18 protein-coding genes are annotated in these 21,033 nt (G+C 71.3%); 1 reads left to right on the top strand and 17 read right to left on the bottom strand.

Annotation, left to right across the window (positions count from 1 at the left end; translation table 11 throughout):
• Window positions 1-59: 59 nt before the first annotated feature.
• The 17 genes from bchO to bchF form a co-directional block, all read right to left on the bottom strand.
• A complete protein-coding gene (gene bchO, locus FV226_RS16185; protein WP_246691627.1) occupies window positions 60-965 on the bottom strand; it encodes an alpha/beta fold hydrolase BchO in 906 nt (301 codons plus the stop codon).
• Window positions 966-1,002: 37 nt separating this feature from the next.
• A complete protein-coding gene (locus FV226_RS16180; protein WP_147763708.1) occupies window positions 1,003-2,781 on the bottom strand; it encodes a magnesium chelatase subunit D in 1,779 nt (592 codons plus the stop codon).
• Window positions 2,778-3,788: a magnesium chelatase ATPase subunit I gene (gene bchI, locus FV226_RS16175; RefSeq protein ID WP_147752950.1), complete on the bottom strand. Its 1,011-nt coding sequence runs from the start codon at window positions 3,786-3,788 to the stop codon at window positions 2,778-2,780. Before bchI ends, FV226_RS16180 begins: the two co-directional genes overlap by 4 nt.
• A gap of 236 nt (window positions 3,789-4,024) precedes the next feature.
• Window positions 4,025-5,242, bottom strand: a complete 1,218-nt coding sequence (hemA, locus tag FV226_RS16170; protein WP_147763707.1) for a 5-aminolevulinate synthase — start codon at window positions 5,240-5,242, stop codon at window positions 4,025-4,027.
• 45 nt (window positions 5,243-5,287) lie between these two features.
• Complete coding sequence (gene puhE / locus FV226_RS16165; protein ID WP_147763706.1) at window positions 5,288-6,112, bottom strand: putative photosynthetic complex assembly protein PuhE; 825 nt, start codon at window positions 6,110-6,112, stop codon at window positions 5,288-5,290.
• Between the two features lie 10 nt (window positions 6,113-6,122).
• Window positions 6,123-7,175 carry a magnesium-protoporphyrin IX monomethyl ester (oxidative) cyclase gene (gene acsF, locus FV226_RS16160; protein ID WP_187273570.1) on the bottom strand — a complete coding sequence of 351 codons (1,053 nt, stop codon included), beginning with the start codon at window positions 7,173-7,175 and terminating at the stop codon, window positions 6,123-6,125.
• A 20-nt stretch (window positions 7,176-7,195) separates the two neighbouring features.
• Window positions 7,196-7,498 (bottom strand): hypothetical protein, encoded by a 303-nt coding sequence (locus FV226_RS16155; RefSeq protein WP_187273562.1) that lies wholly within the window; start codon window positions 7,496-7,498, stop codon window positions 7,196-7,198.
• The gene (gene puhC, locus FV226_RS16150; protein WP_147763704.1) at window positions 7,495-7,968 is read right to left on the bottom strand and encodes a photosynthetic complex assembly protein PuhC; all 474 of its coding nucleotides are present in this window, start codon (window positions 7,966-7,968) and stop codon (window positions 7,495-7,497) included. The genes FV226_RS16155 and puhC overlap by 4 nt, the downstream gene beginning before the upstream one ends.
• A gap of 269 nt (window positions 7,969-8,237) precedes the next feature.
• The gene (gene puhB, locus FV226_RS16145; protein ID WP_147763703.1) at window positions 8,238-8,939 is read right to left on the bottom strand and encodes a photosynthetic complex putative assembly protein PuhB; all 702 of its coding nucleotides are present in this window, start codon (window positions 8,937-8,939) and stop codon (window positions 8,238-8,240) included.
• A complete protein-coding gene (puhA, locus tag FV226_RS16140) occupies window positions 8,936-9,712 on the bottom strand; it encodes a photosynthetic reaction center subunit H (protein ID WP_147752952.1) in 777 nt (258 codons plus the stop codon). The genes puhB and puhA overlap by 4 nt, the downstream gene beginning before the upstream one ends.
• Window positions 9,713-9,743: 31 nt before the next feature.
• Complete coding sequence (locus FV226_RS16135; RefSeq protein ID WP_147763702.1) at window positions 9,744-11,174, bottom strand: BCD family MFS transporter; 1,431 nt, start codon at window positions 11,172-11,174, stop codon at window positions 9,744-9,746.
• A complete protein-coding gene (bchM, locus tag FV226_RS16130) occupies window positions 11,171-11,878 on the bottom strand; it encodes a magnesium protoporphyrin IX methyltransferase (RefSeq protein ID WP_147763701.1) in 708 nt (235 codons plus the stop codon). The genes FV226_RS16135 and bchM overlap by 4 nt, the downstream gene beginning before the upstream one ends.
• 11 nt (window positions 11,879-11,889) lie before the next feature.
• Window positions 11,890-12,783, bottom strand: coding sequence for a ferredoxin:protochlorophyllide reductase (ATP-dependent) iron-sulfur ATP-binding protein (gene bchL / locus FV226_RS16125; protein WP_147752942.1), 894 nt, complete (start codon window positions 12,781-12,783; stop codon window positions 11,890-11,892).
• Window positions 12,780-16,487: a magnesium chelatase subunit H gene (locus tag FV226_RS16120; protein ID WP_147763700.1), complete on the bottom strand. Its 3,708-nt coding sequence runs from the start codon at window positions 16,485-16,487 to the stop codon at window positions 12,780-12,782. Before FV226_RS16120 ends, bchL begins: the two co-directional genes overlap by 4 nt.
• Window positions 16,462-18,033, bottom strand: coding sequence for a ferredoxin:protochlorophyllide reductase (ATP-dependent) subunit B (gene bchB / locus FV226_RS16115; RefSeq protein ID WP_147763699.1), 1,572 nt, complete (start codon window positions 18,031-18,033; stop codon window positions 16,462-16,464). Before bchB ends, FV226_RS16120 begins: the two co-directional genes overlap by 26 nt.
• Window positions 18,034-18,037: 4 nt before the next feature.
• Window positions 18,038-19,339, bottom strand: coding sequence for a ferredoxin:protochlorophyllide reductase (ATP-dependent) subunit N (locus FV226_RS16110; protein ID WP_147763698.1), 1,302 nt, complete (start codon window positions 19,337-19,339; stop codon window positions 18,038-18,040).
• Window positions 19,336-19,851 carry a 2-vinyl bacteriochlorophyllide hydratase gene (gene bchF, locus FV226_RS16105; RefSeq protein WP_147763697.1) on the bottom strand — a complete coding sequence of 172 codons (516 nt, stop codon included), beginning with the start codon at window positions 19,849-19,851 and terminating at the stop codon, window positions 19,336-19,338. The genes FV226_RS16110 and bchF overlap by 4 nt, the downstream gene beginning before the upstream one ends.
• Window positions 19,852-20,130: 279 nt before the next feature.
• Here bchF and FV226_RS16100 point away from each other — a divergent pair, with 279 nt between their 5' ends.
• Window positions 20,131-21,018: a cobalamin B12-binding domain-containing protein gene (locus FV226_RS16100; protein WP_238272190.1), complete on the top strand. Its 888-nt coding sequence runs from the start codon at window positions 20,131-20,133 to the stop codon at window positions 21,016-21,018.
• The last annotated feature ends 15 nt before the right edge of the window (window positions 21,019-21,033 follow it).

Here is a 21,033-nt window from a genome sequence, read left to right as displayed (position 1 = left end):
AGTTTGACACTAGGGGCGAAAGCCGGCCTCAGGCAAGAGCCATTCTGAGGGGCGAGCCTTCAGTTCGGTCGCGTCTCGGCGAGCAGGCCGATTGCCTCGACCTCTGCGACGATCGCCGCGGCGACGCGCTTGGGCGCCTCCTCGTGGGCGAGGTGGCCGAGGCCGCGCATCAGCTCGACGCGGGCGTCGGGCAGGCGGTCGCGGACGGCGAAGGCGGTGTCGGGGGCGATCGCCTTGTCGTCGGAGCCGACGACGAGGAGCATGCGCACCGCAAGCCGCGGCAGCTCGCGATCGAGGGCGTCGAGGTTCCAGTTTGCCATCATGCCGAGCGCCCCGGCCACGTGGGCGGGCTTCTGGAACAGGCGGCGGTAGAGGTCGAGGCCGGCCGGATCGAGGCGCGAGCCGGTGCCCTGGATCAGCCGCTGCACGGCGGCGCGGTCCGCCGTCCAGGCGAAGATCTTGGGCGTCATCCGGTTGAGGAACAGCATCCGCGCCATGCTCGGGAACAGGATCGACGCGAGTCCCGGGAACGGCTTGAGGGCGCCGTTCAGCGCCACTAGCAGCCGCGGCGCGAGCCGCCCATCGAGGCACGTCCGCGCCAGGATCGCAGCGCCCGCCGAATGGCCGACCGCCACCGCCGGATGCACGCCGAGCTGCGTCGTGAGGTCGGCGAGCGCCGACGCCATGCCGGGAAGCGACAGGCGGCCGGCGGGCAACGGATCGGTGAAGCCGTGGCCGGGCAGGTCCGGCGCGATCACACGGAAGCGACCGGCCAGCGCCGGCATCAGCCCGCGCCAGGAATGCGTCGCCGCACCCGTCCCGTGGACGAGGAGCAGCACGGGGGCGTCGGCCGGTCCCATCTCCTGCACGTGCCAGCGCAAACCGGAGGCCTCGACGAAGCGGCTTGCGTCACGATGCGGCCAGTCGCGCCCCTCGCGCTCCCAATCCGGGCGGTCCTCGGACATGCGTGTCATCGTTCCCCAAGCTTGCCGACCCGCGCCGTCACGCCGCCTCGCCCGCGGCACGTACCGCGGCACTGAGCTTGCGGGCGTCGGCCTGCGGCAACGGGAGATAGCGGGCGCCCATCGCCTCGGCCAGCGCGCGCGCCGAATCCTGGGGTCGCGGTGCGGTGTCGATGAGGATCGCAGCGTATCCTGCCGCGCGGAAACGCAGGGCTGCCGCGCGCGCGTCCTCGGAGGCGCGCGGCCGGCCCGGAGTCCCGGTGCGGTCGACGTTGGCGCGCCCATCGGTGAGCAGCACGACGACCGGGGTGCCGCCGCCGCGGCGGACAGCGAGCGCCATGTCGGCCGCCGCGTCGAGCCCCGCGGCCAGCGGCGTGCCGCCGCCGCCGGGCAGTTCCGCGAGCCCGCGCTTGGCGCGCACCAGCGACCGCGTCGGCGGCAGCACGAGCTCCGCCGCCCGCCCGCGGAAGGCGACGAGGGCGACCCGGTCGCGCCGAACGTAGGCCTCCGCCAGCAGCAGCTCGACCGCCCCCTTCGCCTCGGCGAGCCGCTCGAGCGCCGCCGAGCCGGAGGCGTCGACCGCGAAGATTGTCGTGCTCTCGGTCCGCTGGCGGTAGCGCGTGATCCGGATGTCCTCCGGCCGCACGATGATCGCCCTCGCCTCGCCCGCTCCGGTCTCCGACCGCCGGAGGGCCTGCCAGGGGGCGGCGGCCCGCAGGGTCGCCAGCAGGGCGAGGCGCCCGCAACGCGGATCGCCGGCGCGCGCGCCGATCGGCCGGCCCTGCCGCATGGCCGCGGCGGCGGCTCCCGCCTTTCCGGCCTTGCCGCCGCGCGCCGGCGCCTGGCCGGCGGCGAGCGCCGCGAGCAGGCCGGGTGGGATCGCCGCGAGCGCGGCTGCAAGCACGACGTCGTCGAGGCTCGGCGGTTCGGCCTGCTGCAGCTCCGAGGCCGCCTCGTCCGCGGACGCGTCGGGCGGCCGATCGTCCTCGGGGGATGCCTGTGGCGGCGGCGGCTCGGCGTCGTCGCCGGGCTGCTCGGGAGCGGGCATCCGCGTCGCCCGCGGCCCAAGCACGAAGCGCGCCGCCTCGGCGAGATCGGGTTCCGCCAGCACGCTCCGTCCGTCGCAGGCGGCGATCAGCCGGGCGATCCGCACGGCGAGCAACGGCCCGCGTAGCGACGCCACGCCGAGGGCTTCGGCGGCGGCGCAGAGTGCGGCCACGGCTTCGGAGGCGTCGTCCGGTTCCATCGCCCGGTCGGGCGTGCGTCGAGCCGGGTCGGATGCGGTCGCGCCTTCGATGTCCCGCAGCGCGAGGTCCCGGAGATCCACGTCGAAGGCGAGGCGTTCGGTGAGCGCGACGGGCGGTGCCTCGTCGTCGAGTCCCTCGTCGAGCAGCACCAACCCGAACCGTGCCGCCCGCGTCTCGAAGAACCCGTCGCGGGCGACCGCGACCGTGCCCGTGTCGAGGGCGGCCGCAAGGCGCGCCGCCGTACCCGGCGACAGCCGTTCGGCCATCGGCACGACGAGGAGGCCGCCATCGGCCTCGGCGAGCAGTCCCGCCTGCGCCACCGGCCGCCCGGCCGACAGGGTCGCGGCGAGGTCGAGGCCGCCGAGCAGGCGGTCGTCGCCGATCCCGGGCGGGCAGCGGCGAACGGGAGTGCCGGTTGCAAGCCGGTCGGTCAGGTGCCGGAGCCAGGCGTCGCGCACCGGGCCGGCCCCGGCGCGCAGGCGGATGCCGACGCAGGCCTGCGGGTCGGCGGCGAGCAGCGCCGCGACCCGGATCGCGTCGGCCCAGCGCCCCGCGCCGGGCTCAGGGGTCACGCCAGGACCTCGGCGACGGCACGCGCCACGCGGGCGGTGGAGCCGGCTTCGTCGAGCGGGTTGCGGCGCAGGCGATGGCGGAGCGCCGCCGGCGCGATCCGGCGGACGTGATCGATGGTCACGTCGTGCGTGCCGTCGAGCGCGGCGAGCGCGCGGGCGGTGCGCATCAGGGTCAGTTCGCCGCGCAACCCGTCGGTGCCGAGCGCGAGGCAGAGTCGCGCGCAGGCCTCCAGCACCGCGTCGGGGATCGTCACGGCCGGAAGCCGCTCGCGCGCGAGGGTGATCTGCTTGGCCTGCGCCCGCTCTGCCTTGCTGTACGTGGCGCAGAACGCGGCCGGGTCGCGCTCGTAGGCGTCGCGGCGGCGGACCACGTCGATGCGGGTCGCGATGTCCGTCGGCGTCGCCACCTCGACGGCGAGGCCGAACCGGTCGAGGAGTTGGGGCCGCAGCTCCCCCTCCTCCGGGTTGCCGGAGCCGACGAGCACGAAGCGCGCCGGGTGGCGGATCGACAGGCCCTCGCGTTCGACGGTGTTGACCCCGCTCGCGGCCACGTCGAGCAGCAGGTCGACGAGGTGGTCCTCCAGCAGGTTGACCTCGTCGATGTAGAGGAAGCCGCGGTTGGCCCGCGCCAGCAACCCTGGCTCGAACGCCTTCTCGCCGAGCGCCAGCGCCCGCTGCAGGTCGAGCGCGCCGACGACCCGGTCCTCGGTCGCCCCGAGCGGCAAATCGACCACCGGCACCGGCACGAGGGCGCTCTTCCGCTCAAGCTTTCCCGCGCAATGCGGGCACGCCTCGGCGGGCGCTGCCGGGTCGCAGGCATAGGGACAGCCGACGACCGCGCGCATCCGCGGCAGCAGCCCGGCCAGCGCCCGGATCGCGGTGGACTTGCCGGTCCCGCGGTCGCCGAACACCAGCACGCCCCCCACCGACGGGTCGACCGCCGCGATCAGCAGCGCCTGACGCATCTCGTCCTGGGCGACGATGGCGGTGAAGGGGAAGGTTGTCACGCGTTCGGGACTCGACGATTCGAGGGTGTGGTCACGCCGATTCATCACCCGGGAGGGCGGAGGCCGGCGGTGCGATCGAGAATGGCACCCAAGCCTTCGAAACGCACGGGGCGTTCCCATTTGACGCTGCGGGCCGCCGCATCCCCACACCGCTTAAGTCAGTCGCGGGTCCCCTCCCCATGGGAGAGGGGCCGCCCGGAGCTTTCAACGCGCCATCCGGTGCCCGGGCGCGTCCCCTACTCCGCCGCCACCCGTTCCAGTCCGATCCGCCCCCAGATCGCGGCGAGTGCCCCGACCAGATGCTCGATGTCGGCGTCCGTGTGCAGCGGAGACGGGGTGATGCGCAGGCGCTCGGTGCCGCGGGCGACGGTCGGGTAGTTGATCGGCTGCACGTAGATGCCGAACTCGTCGAGCAGGGTGTCGGAGATCGCCTTGCACAGCACCGGGTCGCAGACCATCACCGGGACGATGTGGCTGTCGTTCGGCAGGTAGGGGATGCCGGCCGCGTCCAGGCGCTCGCGCACCCGCTGCACCCGCTCCTGGTGGCGGGCGCGCTCGACGCCGCTCTGCTTGAGGTGGCGGATGCTGGCGGCCGCGCCCGCCGCCACCGCCGGCGGCAGCGAAGTGGTGAAGATGAAGCCCGAGGCGAAGCTGCGGACGAAGTCGCACAGCTTCTCGCTCGCGGTGATGTAGCCGCCATGGACCGCGAAGGCCTTGCCCAGCGTCCCCTCGATCACGTCGAGGCGGTGGGCCAGCCCCATGCGCTCCGACATGCCGCCGCCGCGCGCGCCGTAGAGGCCGACGGCGTGGACCTCGTCGAGGTAGGTGAGCGCACCGTGCGCCTCGGCCACGTCGCAGATCTCGTCGATCGGGGCGATGTCGCCGTCCATCGAGTAGACCGATTCGAAGGCCACGAGCTTCGGCCTGCCGGGCTCGATCATCCGCAGCTTGCGGTCGAGGTCCTCCGGGTCGTTGTGGCGGAAGATCTGGCGCTCGGCGCGGCTCGCGCGGATGCCCTCGATCATCGAGGCGTGGTTCTCGGAATCGGAAAGGATCACGCAACCGGGCAGCTTCGCGCCGAGCGTGCCAAGCGCCGCCCAGTTCGAGACGTAGCCGGAGGTGAACAGCAGGGCCGCCTCCTTGCCGTGGAGGTCGGCGAGCTCGCGCTCCAGCAGCACGTGGTAATGGTTGGTGCCGGAGATGTTGCGGGTGCCGCCCGCACCCGCGCCGCAGCGGTCGAGCGCTTCGTGCATGGCCGCGAGCACGTCCGGGTGCTGGCCCATCCCGAGATAGTCGTTCGAGCACCAGACCGTGACGGGCTTCTCGCCCTCCGGGCTGTGGTGGGTCGCGTGCGGGAAGCGCCCGTTCTGACGTTCGAGATCGGTGAAGACGCGGTAGCGGCCTTCCCGGTGCAGGTTCTGAAGCTCGGCGCCGAAGAACGCTTCGTAATCCATCGCTCGTCTCCCCGTCCTCTTTACGATCGCGCGGGTTCTCCCGCGTCAGGCCGCGTCACGCCGGCCCGGCTCGGCCGGCACCGGTGTCGTCACGGTCGCGGCGGAGGCCGCGACCTTCGGCGGTAGGCTCCAGTTCCACAGGGCGGCCGCGGGCAGCGGCAGCATCAGGAACCAGTGCTCGAGGGTCGCCAGACCCATCAGCGTGGTGAGGATGGTGAAGCCGACCATCGCGTGCGGCGTGATCGGCTCGGCGAGCGCCACCTGCCCCAGGAGCACGACGACCACGGTGGCGACGCTGACCGACACCGGGAACAGCAGGTTCATCGGCCGCTTCGTCAGGTAGCAGCCGAGATAGGACAGGTGATCGGGCAGGAACTCGGCGTTGAGGTTGCGCACCCCGAGGAACAGGTTCAGCCGGGCGCTGAGGTTCATTCCCCACAGGACGCAGTAGGTCCACAGGGCGAATTTCTGCGGCGCGTTCCAGGTGAGCGCGAGGACCGCCAGCGCGCCGAGCACGATGGCGAGCTCGTGCCACAGACTCGTGGCCACCGCCGCCCGGAACTTCTCGAATCCGCGGGCGCCCGGCCGGCACGCCTCGGGGCGCGGTCCGGTGACGAAGCCCATGTAGTAGCTCATCTCCTGCCAGCCCCAGACCAGCAGCGCGCCGGTGAAGGCGGTGTAGGCCCCCCGTTCCGTCGCGTCGCCGGCGCTCGTGCCGATCGCGTAGAGCGCCGCCAGCAGCACCGCGGTGCCGCCGGCCATGCTCCACGGAAAGGTGCGGCGCGGCAGGTGGTCGAGCAGGATGATCAACCCGGTGGAGAACCACCAGATCGCCACCGCATAGAGGGCCGGAACCGCGTAGGGCGACATCGCCGACCCGCTACCACACCGGCTCGAGGCGGATGTCGGCGGGCATCGCGTTGTCCAGGGTCGGCAGCAGGTAGAGCCGCCCAAAGGTGACCGCCGCCCGCGCGACCTGCACGCCGCGCTTGAGCGTGCCGGCGACGCCGCCCTGCGCCCGCGCCTCGGCGATCTTCACCGAGCAGTCGAGCAGGGTGTCGAGCCGCTGCTTGAACTTGGGGTTGTCGAGGTCGAGCGTCAGCGGGAAGGTCTGCTTCGAGATTTCCGAGGTGATGCGGAAGACGGTGAAGTCGTAATCCGACGGGTCGACCCCGAGCGCGGCGTGGAAGGCGGGGCGGCAATGGTCGCGGACGTACATCGTCGCGAACACGGCCAGCAGGAAGAACTTGATCCAGTAGCGGTTCAGCCCCTGCGTCAGCTTCGGGTTGGCGCGCATCAGGAGCGCGAAGGCCTCGCCGTGGCGGAATTCGTCGTTGCACCACTTCTCGAACCACTTGAAGATCGGGTGGATGCGCCGCTCGGGATGCTTCTCCAGCTCCCGGAAGATGGTGATGTAGCGCGCGTAGCCGATCTTCTCCGACAGGTAGGTCGCATAGAAGATGAACTTCGGGCGGAAGAACGTGTACTTCTTCGACTTCGTCAGGAAGCCGAGGTCGACGCCGATGCCGAAGTCCTTCAGCGTGTCGTTGATGAAGCCGGCGTGGCGCGCCTCGTCGCGGCTCATGAAGCCGAACAGCTCCTTGATGTCCTTGTTCTTGGCGCGCTTGCGCATCTCGGCGTAGAGCACGCAGCCCGAGAACTCGGCCGTGATCGAGGAGACCAGGAAGTCGAGAAACTCCTTCCGGAGCTCGGGCTCCATCTGCGACAGGTCGCAGTCGAAGTCGGCGTTGCGGGTGAAGTGCCGCTTGTTCGGGTCGGAGCGCAGCTCCTCGATCAGCACGTCCCACTCGGCCCGGACCGGCTCGACGTTCGTGCGGTCGAGTTCCGCGAAGTCGGTGGTGTAGAAGCGCGGGCTGAGGAAGGTCGTCTCCTGCGCGGACTTGGTCGATTCGTTGACCGGACGGTTGGGCAGCGGATGCCTGACGGGAGCGTTCAAAGCTTCCTCCTCTCGCTGAAGCTGACTTCGTAGAGTTCGGTCAGTTCGAGATGGCCGGCGAGCTTGGTCCAGAGCCGCTCGATCCGCCCGGCCCGCGTCACCGTCGCGGTGCGGCGGACGACGAGGCGCTCGCCGTAGGGCACCGAGGTCGGCGCATCGTGGACTTGTACCTCGTCGCCAGGCTCGATCTCGAAGTCGGCGTCGAGGCTGACGTGGGCGTGCAGGCTCTCGGGCGTCTGCTCGATCTCGACGGTGCAGGGCACCTCGACCGTGCGGCGGCCGTTCAAAAATCCGATCATCGCGGGACGCTCACGTCGGGAAGGGCGTTGCCGGGCAGCAGCTTGGCGAAGGCGAGGGCATTGGTCGGGCCGAAGGCGCCCATGTTGACGCTGCGGCCCGTGACCTCGTCGATCAGGGCGAGGGATCCGTCGTCGTAACGGGTCAGGCGGAACGGCTCGGCCGAGGTCAGGCCGGCGCGCAGGCGCGACTGACCGAAGCTGCGCAGGGTCGCGCGGACGAAGTTGTCCTGGCCGGGCTCGACGGTCTCGATCAGCCGCGCGTTCGCGGCATCCTCGATCCGGATCGATCCGTCCGAGCGGTCCAGCACGCGGAGGGAGACGGAGGCGACCGGCTTGCCGCCGGGATTGCCGCTGAGGCCGATGCCTTCGGTGCGCCCGACCATCACCGCCAGCATGGTGAAGCCGAGCAGCGCACCGGCCCCGATCAGTGCGAGCGCCGGGACCGGCCCGCTCTCCGCAACCTCAGCCATCGGCTTCCCTCACCGTCATCCGGACCGATCCTCGCGTCGGCACCGTGTGGTGCCTGGCCACGGGGCCGTCTCGTTGGCGTCAGGTTAACCGGTGTCAAGCGCGCTTGACAATCCTGGTTTTGGATTTTTCGAACTCGTTTTTTGTTCGGATGATCAAGTCGTTGTTCGGGAACGACCTTTTCTGGAAAAACCAACGCCCGCCCCGGCATGTCGGCCGGGACGGGCGTTGAGGGTCTTGCGTCTTCGAAGGCCCGGGAGGCTCGCGTGGTTCAGCGCGCGCCGACGGCGACGAGGCGGGGCTGGCGCGAAGCGGCCTGCGGGCGGGCGACGAGGATCGGCAGCGCCGACTCCTCCTCCGGCGCGCGGGCGGCGACGATCGCCCGGCCCAGGATGACGGCCACCGCGGCCGCATCGGGCACCGAGCGCAGCATCGGCTGCGGCTCGGTCACGCGCCAGGGGCGCGCATGCGGCCACAGGTGCAGGTAGGCGACGCGGGTGCCCGCGCTCAGCCGGAGCGGCAGGTCGCCGGTGCCGTCGGCGAAGCTGTGCAGCGCGGCGTCCTCCACCTGCGCCAGCGGCAGGTTGAAGGTGACGGGGATCGCGATGCCGATCCGCATCACCACGCGGCGGTTGGTGATGGTGTAGGTGGTGGTCCAGGAGGCGAGCCAGCCGAGCCCGCCGACGACGACGAGCGCCGCGGCGCAGGCGGCGAAGGTCGGCCACGAGGCCTTGAGGCCGGCCAGCACCGGCCCGTCGAGGGCGGCCGGCAGGATGGTCCAGGCGGCGAGCACCGCGAACCACAGCACCACGAACCCGCCGTGCATCGGGCGCGCCGCCATGCCGAAGGCCGTCGGCCGGCCCTGCCAGAGGATGTGCTCGCCCGGCGGCAGCGCCTCGGGCAGGCCTTCCGGGATGCGGTCGTCGACGACCGTGTCGTCTTGGTTCGTGTCGTGGATTCGGCGGTCGCTCATATCAGGGTCTCCGCGCGCTGGGGTGTGGCGTACAGGGTGCCGGCGCCGAAGTAGGCGATGATCTTCTCCTCCTCGAGGAGCGTCACCGCGTCGGGGTCGGCGTGGGGGGGGATGTCGGCGAACTGGCGGGCCAGCAGCGCCTCGGTCTTCACGGTGCGCGAGAACCGGCCGGTGCGGCAGAAGGTGACCGGCATCAGCACCCGGCGCGCCCCGGCGCCGAGCTCGACCTCGTAGTAGCGGGCGAAGCTCTCGCCGCGGTCGATCCAGATGTCCGACACCGTTCCGGCGACTTGGCTGTCGGCGCCGAAGACGCTCATGCCGATCGGGTTCGGGCCGTCCTCGTGGACCATGAAGTGGGTCGCGACCCGCAACGGCACGATCCGCTTCTGGCCGTCGAAGGTGTGGTCGAACGCGTCGTCGCGGCTCACCCAGGAGCCGGGGCCGACATGGGCGAACATCGGGTCGGCGCCGGTCGGCTCCAGCGGGGCGCCCGGCCAGGGCTCGCGCTTGCGGCCCTCGAAGTTGCGGTCGGGCACCATGTCGGCCTGCGGGGCCTGCTTGATCTTGCCGTCGGCGAGGTGGAACAGCTTCGGCGACGGGATCAGGATCGGGTCGGGGCTCTTGAGCCGGCCCGTCACCTCGGCCTCGAGCGGATAGCCCTCGCGCCGGTCCTCGCGGCGGAGCCAGAAGACCAAGCCGAAGAAGAACAGGAAGAACGCGTAGAGGACGATCTGCGCGACGTCGACGTAGCCGGTCAGTGCGCCCGTGGGCAGTGCTCCAGGTGACATGGCGATCTCCCGACGGTCAGGTTGACGAGGTGGACAGCGCGGACAGGGATCGGACCCTGGACGCCGGTTGCAGACTGCGGTCGCGCACGAGCGGACCGATCGCGACGAGCGTCGCGAACAGCAGTGCGATCTCGATGTGGTAGACGATCAGGTATCCGATCGAGGGGTCGCTCATCGCCTCGCCGAGCGCCCCCGATGCCGCCAGGCTCGAGCCGGCGTCGCGCACGATTCCGCTCGCGGCGATGGCGAGGCCCGCGGCCGACGCCTGGACCGCGCCCCAGGCGCCGAGCGCCAGCCCGGTATCCTCCGGCCCGGCCTTCGCCATCGAGGCGGTGAGCGTGCCGTGGGCGAACAGGCCCCCGCCGCAGCCGATCAGGCTGACGCCAGCCGCGAAGACCTGCGTGGAGCCGAGCGGCGCGGCGAACACGACGCAGGAGAAGGCGAGGATGCCGATCACGGCACCCGCCGCCGCGACACGGAACGGGTCTCCGCCGCGATTGAGCCAGCGCGCCGCCACCAGCAGCCCGAGGCCGCCTCCGGCCGCCAGCAGAGCGGTCAAGGCCGTGGTGGCGGCGACCGAGAGGTGCAGGATCTGGCCGCCATAGGGCTCCAGCAGGATGTCCTGCATCGAGAAGGCCGCGGTGCCGAGCCCGGTCGCGACGAGGCGTCGGCGCGCCAGCCCCTGCCCCGCATAGGCGGCCCAGGATTCCGAGAAGTTCGGCTGCGCCGCGTCGCGGGCCCGGTTGGGATCGCGCGCCTCCTGCTTCCACAGGGCGAGGCCATTGAGGACGATGGTGACGAGCGCCGTGCCCTGGATGACCTGGATCAGCCGCACCTTCGAGAAGTCGGCGAGCAGGAGGCCGAACGCGACCGCGCTGACCATCATGCCCACGAGCAGCATCACGCAGAGCAGCGCGACGACCTTGGGCCGCGCATGGGCCGGGGCGAGGTCGGTGGCGAGCGCCAGGCCCACCGTCTGCGTGGTGTGGAGCCCGGCGCCGACCAGCACGAAGGCGAGCGCGGCCGCGATCTGCCCGGCCCACATCGGCCCGGTGGTGTCGCCCGACAGCAGCAGCAGGGCGAACGGCATGATCGCGAGGCCGCCGAACTGCAGCAGCGTGCCGAACCAGATGTAGGGCACCCGGCGCCAGCCGAGCACGGAGCGGTGGGTGTCCGAGCGGAAGCCGATCAACGCCCGCAAGGGCGCGAAGATCAGCGGCAGGGACAGCATCAGCGCGACGACCCAGGCCGGCACTTCCAGCTCGACGATCATGACGCGGTTGAGCGTGCCGATCAGCAGCACCGCGGCCATGCCGACGGTGACCTGGAACAGCGACAGCCGCATCAGCCGGCCGAGCGGCAACTCCTTCGTCGCCGCGTCGGCGAAAGGGAGGATCGACGGGCCGAGCGCCGCGAGGTGCTGGATCAGGCGGGGGCCGAGCTTCATGCGCGGCTCCGCGACAGCTCGATCGCGTTCGAAAGATAGAAGCCGCTGTTGACGCGATGCGTGCGCGCGATCGCGAATTCGGCCAGCGCCGGCTCGCGGCCGATGCGCCGATCGAGCGCGCCCAGCGTGATCGGCACGATCGCCGGGGCCCGGTCGCCCTTGGGGAAAAGCTTGCCGGCCGCGTGCATCACGGTGAGGAGCGCGGTGCGGGGCGCCACCGTGAACACGACCGAGCCGTCGGTGCGTTCCCCGAGCACGGCCAGCGCCCGCGCGATGTCGGCGGCGGAATAGTGGATCAGCGAATCCATCGCGACGACGTGGTCGAAGCGGCCGAGGCTCGGATCGAGCATGTCGCCGACCCGGAAGTCGATCGACCCGCCACCCGCGATCGTCCCCGTCCGCTCGGCGGCGAGGCCGACCAGCGTCGCCGACACGTCGATGGCCACGACCTCGGCGCCGCGGCGCGCGGCCTCCAGGCTGAGCGCGCCGGTGCCGCAGCCGGCATCGAGGATGCGCCGGCCGCTGAGGTCGTCCGGCAGCCAGGACAGCAGCGTGCCGCGCATGGCGTCGCGGCCGGCCCTCACCGTCGCGCGGATCTTCGAGACCGGCGCGTCGGAGGTGAGCCGCGCCCAGGCCTCGACCGCGGTGCGGTCGAAGTAAGTGGTGAGCTGGCCGCGGCGTTCGGCGTAGGTGGTGCTGGTCATGGCGCGCGCCCCTAGTCGAACCCGAGGAACTCGAAGAGGTCGCGGTCCTTCATCGGGATCGCGGAGAGCGGCTTGCCGCCGGCATAGAGGTAGGCGGCCAGCCGCATGTACTCGGTGGTCACGGCCTCGAGTTCCGGCGTCGGGTCCATCTCGAACAGGGTCCGCTTCTTGAGCCGGGACCGGCGGACGACGTCGAGGTCGGGGAAGTGGGCGATGCGCTCCAGGCCGACGGCGGCGTTGAAGCGGTCGATCTCGTCGGTCTTGGCCGAGCGGTTGGCGATGACGCCGCCGAGCCGCACGGGGTAGTTCTTCGCCTTGGCGTGGATCGCCGCGACGATGCGGTTCATGGCGAAGATCGAGTCGAAGTCGTTGGCGGTGACGACCAGCGCCTGCTCGGCGTGCTGGAGCGGTGAGGCGAAGCCGCCGCAGACCACGTCGCCGAGCACGTCGAAGATCACCACGTCGGTGTCCTCCAGGAGGTGATGCTCCTTGAGGAGCTTCACCGTCTGGCCGACGACGTAGCCGCCGCAGCCGGTGCCGGCCGGCGGGCCGCCGGCCTCGACGCACATCACGCCGTTGTAGCCTTCCGCCACGAAGTCCTCGACGCGCAGCTCCTCGGAGTGGAACTGCACCGCCTCCAGGGCATCGATCACGGTGGGCGCGAGGCGCTTGGTGAGCGTGAAGGTCGAGTCGTGCTTCGGATCGCAGCCGATCTGCAGCACCCGCTTGCCGAGCTTCGAGAAGGCGACCGACAGGTTCGACGAGGTCGTCGACTTGCCGATGCCGCCCTTGCCGTAGACCGCGAAGACCTTCGCGGTCGTGCCGATGGCGACGTCCAGCGAGACCTGGACGCTGCCTTCCGGCTCGCGGCGGGCGGCGATGGGATTCCTGATGGCGATGTTCATGCCGCAACCTCCGCGGTGATGCCTTCGAGACGGTCCTCGAGTTCCTCCTCGGCGCGGGCGAGCGCGTCGCGCGTCTCCGCGTCGGGAGTCCAGAAGCCGCGTTGATGCGCCTCGATCAGCCGGTGTGCGACTTTGGCCGAGGCGGTCGGGTTGAGGGCGGCCATGCGCTCGCGCATGGCGGGGTCGAGGACGTAGGTCTCGGTGATGCGCTGGTAGATCCACGGGGCGACGCCGTCGCTCGTCGCCGACCAGCCCATGGTGTTGGTGAGGTGCGCCTCGATCTGGCGCACGCCCTCGTAGCCGTGCCCGAGCATGCCCTCGGTCCATTTCGGGTTGAGCATGCGGGTGCGGGTCTCGAGCGAGACCTGCTCGGAGAGCGAGCGCACGGTGCCCTCGCCGCGGGTCTGGTCGCTGATGAAGATCGGCACCGCGGCGCCGCGGGCCTCCGCCACCGCCCGGCCCATGCCGCCGAGCCCGTCGAAGTAATGGTCGACGCTCGTGACCCCGACCTCGACCGAATCGAGGTTCTGGTAGGCGAGGTCGACCTTGGCCAGGACGCTGCGCATCAGCGCGCGCTGGGGCGCCGGCTGGCCGGTGCGGCCGTAGGCGAAGCTTTTGCGGCGCGAGAAGGTCTCGGCGATCTCGTCCTCGTCCTCCCAGCGGCCGGATTCGACCAGCCCGTTGACGTTGGCGCCGTAGGTGCCCTCGGCGTTCGAGAACACCCGGAGCGCCGCGGTCTCGATGTCGATGCCGTGCTCGGCCTGGTGCGCCAGGGCGTGCTTGCGCACGAAGTTGCTCTCCACCGGCTCGTCGGCGGTGGCGGCGAGGTAAGAGGCCTCGGCCAGGAGCTTCGTCTGCAAGGGCAGCAGGTCGCGGAAGATGCCGGACAGGGTCACGACCACGTCGATGCGCGGGCGGCCGAGGGTCTCCAGCGGGATCAGCGTCGCGCCGCAGAGCCGGCCGTAGCCGTCGAAGCGGGGCGTCGCGCCGATGAGGGCTAGCGCCTGGGCGATCGGGCCGCCTTCGCTCTTCAGGTTGTCGGTCCCCCACAGCACTAGGGCGACGCTCTCGGGCAGGGCTGCGCCCTCGTCGCGGTGGCGGGCGAGGATCCGGGCGACCTGCCGCGCGCCGTCCGCGACCGCGAAGGCGGACGGCAGGCGGTAGGGATCGAAGCCGTGGAGGTTGCGCCCGGTCGGCAGCACGGCCGGGTTGCGCAAGAGGTCGCCGCCGGCCACAGGCGCGATGAAGCGCCCATCGAGCGCCTTGAGCAGGCCGGCGACCTCGTGGTCCTTCGCCAGCAGCGCGTCGGTCTCGGACAGCGAGCGGAAGGCGGCGCGATGGGTCTCGTCGAGGGGCAGGCCCGCGGCGGCCAGGGCCGCGTCGACCCCCTCGCCGGCCACCAGGGCGACGATCCCGGCCCGCTCCGGCACGAGGCCGGCGGAGGCTTCGGCCAAAGCCAGCAGCAGGTCGACCCGCTCCTCGGCCGGGGTGCCCTTCCCGACCACGTGCATGCCGTGCGGGATCAGGGTGTGCTCGAGCTCGTAGACCGCTTGGCCGAGCGCCTGGATGCGGGCGGCGAGGTCGTCCCAGGCCGGCTCGGCCTGGGTGAGGTCGAGGGCGGCGGCCTGGGCCTGGACGAGCTGGCCGAGGTCGCGCCGCTCGGCTTCCGCCTCCGGCTCCAGGGCGCGCCAGCGCTCGATCGACGCCTTGAGGTCGATCAGCCCGCGGTAGAGGCCGGCCTGGGCGAGGCTCGGGGTCAGGTAGCTGACTAGGGTCGCCGCCGAGCGCCGCTTGGCGATCATCCCCTCGGAGGGGTTGTTGGCGGCGTAGAGGTAGACGTTCGGCAGCGGCCCGATCAGCCGCTCCGGCCAACAGGCTTCCGACAGGCCGGTCTGCTTGCCGGGCATGAACTCGAGTGCGCCGTGGGTGCCGAAATGCAGCACCGCGTCGGCGCGGAAGTCGTCGCGGAGGTAGCGGTAGAAGGCCGAGAAGGCGTGGGTCGGCGCGAAGCCCCGCTCGAACAGCAGGCGCATCGGGTCGCCCTCGTAGCCGAAGCCCGGCTGCACGCCGACGAAGACGTTGCCGAACTGCGCCCCGAGGACGAACAGCACCGAGCCGTTGCTGTTCTGGCGGCCCGGGGCGGGACCCCATTGCGCCTCGATCTCGGACAGGTGGCGCTCGCGGCGGACGTGCTCCTCGGCGGGGATGCGGTGGTGGACGTTGGCCGGGGTGCCGTAGCGGGCGGAGTTTCCGGCGAGCACCGCGTTGCGCAGGTCGTCGACGCTGGCTGGGACTTCCACCTCGTAGCCGTCGGCCTTCATCGCGGTCAGGGTGTTGTGCAGGGATTGGTAGACCGAGAGGAACGCCGCAGTGCCGATCGAGCCGGCGTTCGGCGGGAAGCCGAACAGCACGATCGCCACCTTGCGCTCGGCCCGCGCGGTCCGCCGCAGGGTCACCAGGCGCTCGATGCGGGCGGCGAGCATGTCGGCGCGCTCGGGGTGGACGCGCATGTCGCGGGCGTTCTCGCCCATCGACGCGCCGGAGCGGCCGCCGAACACCATCGGCGCGGTGGCGCCGTCGAGCTCGGGGATCGCGACCATCATCGTCGCCTCGACCGGCGAGAGGCCGCGGTCGGAGCCTTCCCACTGCTCCAGGGTCTGGAACTCCAGCGCATGGGCGGCGAGGTAGGGCACGTCGAGGTCGGCGAGCGCCGTCTCGGCCGCCGCCGCGTCGTTGTAGGCGGGGCCGCCGACCAGCGAGAAGCCGGTGAGCGAGACCAGCGCGTCGATGGCCGGGCGACCGTCGCGGCGGAAGAAGGCGTCCACCGCCGGGCGGTTGTCGAGGCCCGAGGCGAAGGCCGGCACCACCGCGAGGCCGCGGCCTTCGAGCGCCGCGATCACGCCGTCGTAGTGGGCGGTGTTCCCGGCGAGCACGTAGGAGCGCATCACCAGGAGGCCGACGCGGCCCTTGGCGGGCCCTTTGGGAACCGGCAGCGCGGCGAGCGATTCGCCGATGCGGCCCTTCATGCGCGGGTGGTAGAGGCCGGTCTCGGGGTAGCTCAGGGGGCTCGGCGCGGCGGCGATTTCGCGCCAAGCGAGGCGCGGGCCGGCGGCGTAACGCCCGACCAGGAAGCGCACCAGGTTGGCGATGTTCTCGTCCGAGCCAGAGAGCCAGTATTGCAGGGTAAGGAAGTAGGCGCGCACGTCCTGCGCAGAGCCGGGGATGAAGCGCAGGATCTTCGGCAGCTTGCGGATCATCGCCATCTGGCGGGCGCCGTTACCCTGGGCGCCGGGCTTGCCGCGCAGCTTCTTCAGGAAGTCGAGGGCGCCGCGCTTGGTGCCGTCCATGTCGAAGCGGTTGAGGCGGGTGGTCTTCACCACCTCGCCGGCCGAGAGGCAGCCGATCATCGCATCGCAATGCGGGCGCCGGGCCAGCAAAGCCGGCAGCACGGCGCGGACGTGCTCGTCCATGAACAGCATCGTCGAGAGCACGATGTCGGCCCGGCCGATGTCGGCCTTGCAGTCGGCGAGGCTCGCGGGCGAGGTGTCCCACTCGGCGGCGGCGTGGAAGTCGAGGGTGAGCCCCGGCATCTCGCTGCGCAGGCGCAGGCGGGCGCGCTCCAGGGCGCTCGCCATGTGGTTGTCCATCGTCACGATGACGATGCGGAGTTCGGGCCGTTCAGCGGCCGAAATGCGCTTTTGCATCGTACAAGGTCTCGACGGTGATGAGCGGCAGCGCCCGCTCCCTGGCGAAGGTTTCCGTGTTGGTTCGGGCTTTTCCTCGGACGAAGAACGGGATCTTCTTCAGCTCCTTCTCGGCCTCCGTGGCCCAGGTCGGAGTCGTCGGAGCGGACGGCGCAGCGAGCGTCGCCGCGGTGACGGGCTCGGGGGCGGTGGCGGGCGGCACGGAAGCCTTGGCGGGCGCCTTGCCGCCGAGATGCGAGGGCGCGCGGTCGTTGAATTCGGGGTCCTCGCGGAACATCCCGAGCAGGTGCTCCTCCAGGCCCATCATCAGCGGGTGGACCCAGGTGTCGAACAGGACGTTCGCGCCCTCGAAGCCCATCTGCGGCGAGTAGCGCGCCGGGAAGTCCTGGACGTGGATCGGCGCCGAAATCACCGCGCAGGGCAGCCCGAGCCGCTTGGCGATGTGGCGTTCCATCTGGGTGCCGAGCACCAGCTCGGGGCCGGCCGCCTGGATCGCCGCCTCGACGTCGAGGTAGTCGTCGCAGATCAGCGCCTCGATCCCGTGGAGCGCCGCTTCGGCGCGGACCTCGCGGGCGAACTCCCGGCCGTAGGTGCCGAGGCCCACGACCTGGAAGCCGAGCTCGGCCTTGGCGACGCGGGCGGCGGCGATCGCATGGGTGGCGTCGCCGAAGATGAAGACCCGCTTGCCGGTGAGGTAGGTCGAATCGACCGAGCGCGAATACCAGGGCGCCCGCGACGGCGCCCCGGCGAGCACCGGGCCGGGATCGACGCCGGCCAAGGTCGCGACCTCCTCGACGAACCGGATCGTCGCGCCGACGCCGATCGGCACCGTCTCGACCATCGGCTGACCGAAGGTCTTCTGCAGGTGAAGCGCCGCGGCCTTGGCGATTTCCGGGTAGAGCACGACGTTGAAGTCGGCGTCCTTCAGGCGTCCGAGGTCGGCGGGGCTCGCGCCCATCGGCGCGACCACGTTGACGGCGACGCCGAGCCGTCCGAGCAGGCCGGTGATCTCGGTGAGGTCGTCGCGGTGGCGGAAGCCCAGCGCCGTCGGCCCGAGGATGTTGCAGGACGGGCGCCGGCCCTCCGGCTTCGGCTCCGTGGACGGCGCGCCGGACAGCCCGCGCACCAGCCGGTAGAAGGTCTCGGAGGCGCCCCAGTTCTCTTTCTTCTGGTAGGCCGGCAGCTCCAGCGCGATCACCGGGATCGGCAGGTTCAGCGCCTTGGCGAGGCCGCCCGGATCGTCCTGGATCAGCTCCGCCGTGCACGAGGCGCCGACGATCATCGCCTGCGGCTTGAAGCGCTCGTAGGCGGCGGACGCCGCGTTCTTGAAGATCTCGGCGGTGTCGGAGCCGAGGTCGCGGGCCTGGAAGGTGGTGTAGGTAACCGGCGGGCGGGCGTCGCGCCGCTCGATCATCGTGAACAGCAGGTCGGCATAGGTGTCGCCCTGCGGCGCGTGCAGGACGTAGTGCAGCCCCTCCATCGCGGTGGCGACCCGCATGGCGCCGATATGCGGCGGTCCTTCGTAGGTCCAGAGGGTGAGCTGCATCGCCTCAGACCTCCAGCCGGGTGCGGCGCACGAGCGGGCGCGCGAACAGCTCGGCGAGGTCGCCGGCCTGGTCGTACCCCTGGATCGGCGTGAACAGCAGCTCGATCGACCACTTGGTGGCGAGCCCTTCCGCCTCCAGCGGGTTGGCGAGGCCGAGGCCGCAGACCGTCAGGTCGGGCTTCGCGACGCGGGCCCGGTCCATCTGCTCGTCGAGGCTCTGGCCCTCGACGATCTGCGTGCCGTCCGGCAGCAGGGCGAGGTCTTCGGCCAGATGCCCGCGGTGCAGGTAGGGCGTGCCGACCTCGCACAGGCCCATCCCCATCTCGCGCGACAGGAACCGCGCGAGCGGCACCTCGAGCTGCGAATCGGGGAAGAAGAAAACGCGCTTGCCCGCAAGCTTCTCGCGGTGGTGCTCCAGGGCGCGCCCGGCGCGGGCCCGGCCCGGCGCGGTCGCCGCCTCGAAGCGGGCCTCCGGCACGTCGAACGCGTCGGCGGCGGCCTTGAGCCAACGCGTCGTGCCCTCGACCCCGAGCGGGAACGGCGCCGGCAGGCGCGTCGCGCCGCGGGCCTCGAGCGCCTTGGCCGTGTCGGTGAGGAAGGGTTGGGCGAGCAGGTAGCGGGTGTTCGGCCCGACGCCCGGCAGCTGGCCCGCGCGCCGCGCCGGCAGGAACGCGACCGGTCCGATCCCGAGCTCGGAGAAGATGCGGAGGAACTGGTCCTCGACCACGTCGGCGAGGGCGCCCGCCACCAGCAGCGCCGGGGCGGCGTCGGCTTCCGCCCGCGGCATCTCGGGGACGAGGGCCGCCAGGCACGCATCCTCGCCCTGCGTGAACGTGGTCTCGATGCCGCTGCCGGAATAGCTCAGCACCCGCACGTCAGGCGAGAAGGTGGTGGAGAGGCGCTGCGCCGCGCGGCCGAGGTCGAGCTTGATCACCTCGGAGGGGCACGAGCCCACGAGGAACAGCAGCCGGATGTCGGGCCGGCGCTCGATTAGGCGGCGCACCACCCGGTCGAGCTCCTCGTTCATGTCGGCGATGCCGGCGAGGTCGCGCTCGTCGATGATCGCGGTGGCGAAGCGCGGCTCGGCGAAGATCATCACGCCGGCGGCCGACTGGATCAGGTGGGCGCAGGTGCGCGAGCCGACCACGAGGAAGAACGCGTCCTGAATCTTGCGATGCAGCCAGACGATACCGGTCAGCCCGCAGAACACTGCGCGCTGGCCGCGCTCCTGCCGGATCGTGACGTCGCCGCAGCCGGCCTCGACGGGCGCCGTCGCGGCCCTCGGCGGGAGGAAGGGCGCGTTCATCGCGCCACCATCGCGGTGCCGCCGACGGGGCGCGGATGCGGCCGGGCCTGGAGCCGCGCGGCCCGGAGCTTGAGCAGGAATTGCGTCGCGTTGACCGCGTAGGAGGCGTAGGCCGCGAGCGCCAGCCACATCAGCCCGGTGGTGCCCATGAGGCCCAGCGTGAGGGCGGCGAGGTAGGCGGTGTGCAGGGCCAGCACCAGCATGCTGACCACGTCCTCCCAGTAGAAGGCCGGGGCGAACAGGTAGCGGCCGAACACGGCCTTCTCCCAGATCGAGCCGGTGACCATGATCGCGTAGAGCAAAAAGGTCTTGGCCAGCACCGAGAGGTTGGCGGCGACCGCGCCCTCGCCGGTGGCCAGCGTCCGCAGGACGAGCCCGAGGCTGATGAGGAACACGAGGAATTGAAGGGGGGCGAGAAGGCCCTGGACCAGGGTCCAGCGGCTGGCGTCGCGCCGGGCGCGCTCGGCCGGCGTGTAGAGTGGTGGTCGTGTCGTCCGGTCCGTCGGACCCATCGCCTCACCCCATCCCTGCTGCGGCCGGCCGCCTCTCGAAGGGGCGGCTTGGGGTGAAGCCTAGAAACCGTGCCCAAAAGTGTCAAGCGCGCTTTACGTCAAATTCAAATGACAATGACATCGAAGCATTCTGGTTCGAATTGACCATTGCCAAGTCGGCTCGAAAGGGTATCGTCTAGGTCAAGTCGTCCCGAAGAGGGCGACAGCGCGGGGATTTCCAGGCCCGGCCATGCTGAGTTATAAAGACAATTAAGCCGTCAGCGACATTGGAGAGGGCCAATGGATGACTTGAGGCGCTCCGAGGGGCGAAACGCCATCCTGGCCCTCGCACGCGAGATGGCTTCGGCCTGCGAGATCGACGAACGGGCGCCGCCTCGCCGGCAGCAGCTCTCCGATCGCTGGCACGGTCACCTGTCCCGCGTCGTCGAGGCCGAGATCATTCCCCGCCTGATGCTTGCCCACCGGATGGAGGCGTCGACCCGCGGCCCCGGGCCGCGGAAGCCGACGGCCGAGGATATCGAGGCGTTCGCCTCCCTCGTGCTGGCGCCGGCCGGCGAAGTGGTGGAGGCGCGGATCGCCGCCCTCGTCGACGACGGGCTCGCCCTCGACAGCCTCCTCCTCGACCTGCTGGCGCCGACGGCGCGGCATCTCGGCGTGTTGTGGGAGGAGGATCTCTGCGATTTCGCCGAGCTGACGATCGCGATGGGCCGCCTGCAGCGGATCATGCACGACCTCTCACGCCGCTACGGCGGCGAAACCGGAGGGCACCGGGACGGGCACAGCATCCTGCTGAGCCTCTGCCCCGGCGAGACCCACATGTTCGGCCTTTCGATGATCGAGCAGTTCTTCCGCGACGCGGGCTGGGACGTGACGAGCACGGCGCTGGCGCCGGTGGGCGAGATCCTGAACCAGGCGCGGACCGCATGGTTCGACGTGATCGGCCTCTCGCTCGGCTGTGAGGTCCTTCTGCCGACCTTGACCAAGACCGTCCTCGAACTTCGGCGCGTCTCGTTCAATCCCGGCGTCCGAATCCTCGTCGGCGGCCCGATCTTCATCGACAATCCCGGCCATATCGAGCAAGTCGGCGCGGATGCGACGGCGTCGGATGCACGCCGAGCTGTGGCTGCAGCCGAGTTCATGCTTGATATGAGGGCGGGAGCCTGCTGAAAGACCTGATCGGCG

Origin of the sequence: Methylobacterium sp. WL12 (assembly GCF_008039475.1) — a bacterium.
Lineage (GTDB): Bacteria > Pseudomonadota > Alphaproteobacteria > Rhizobiales > Beijerinckiaceae > Methylobacterium > Methylobacterium cerastii.
The sequence above is the reverse complement of the archived record's forward strand: the minus strand, read 5'-3'. Positions and strand labels throughout refer to the sequence as shown.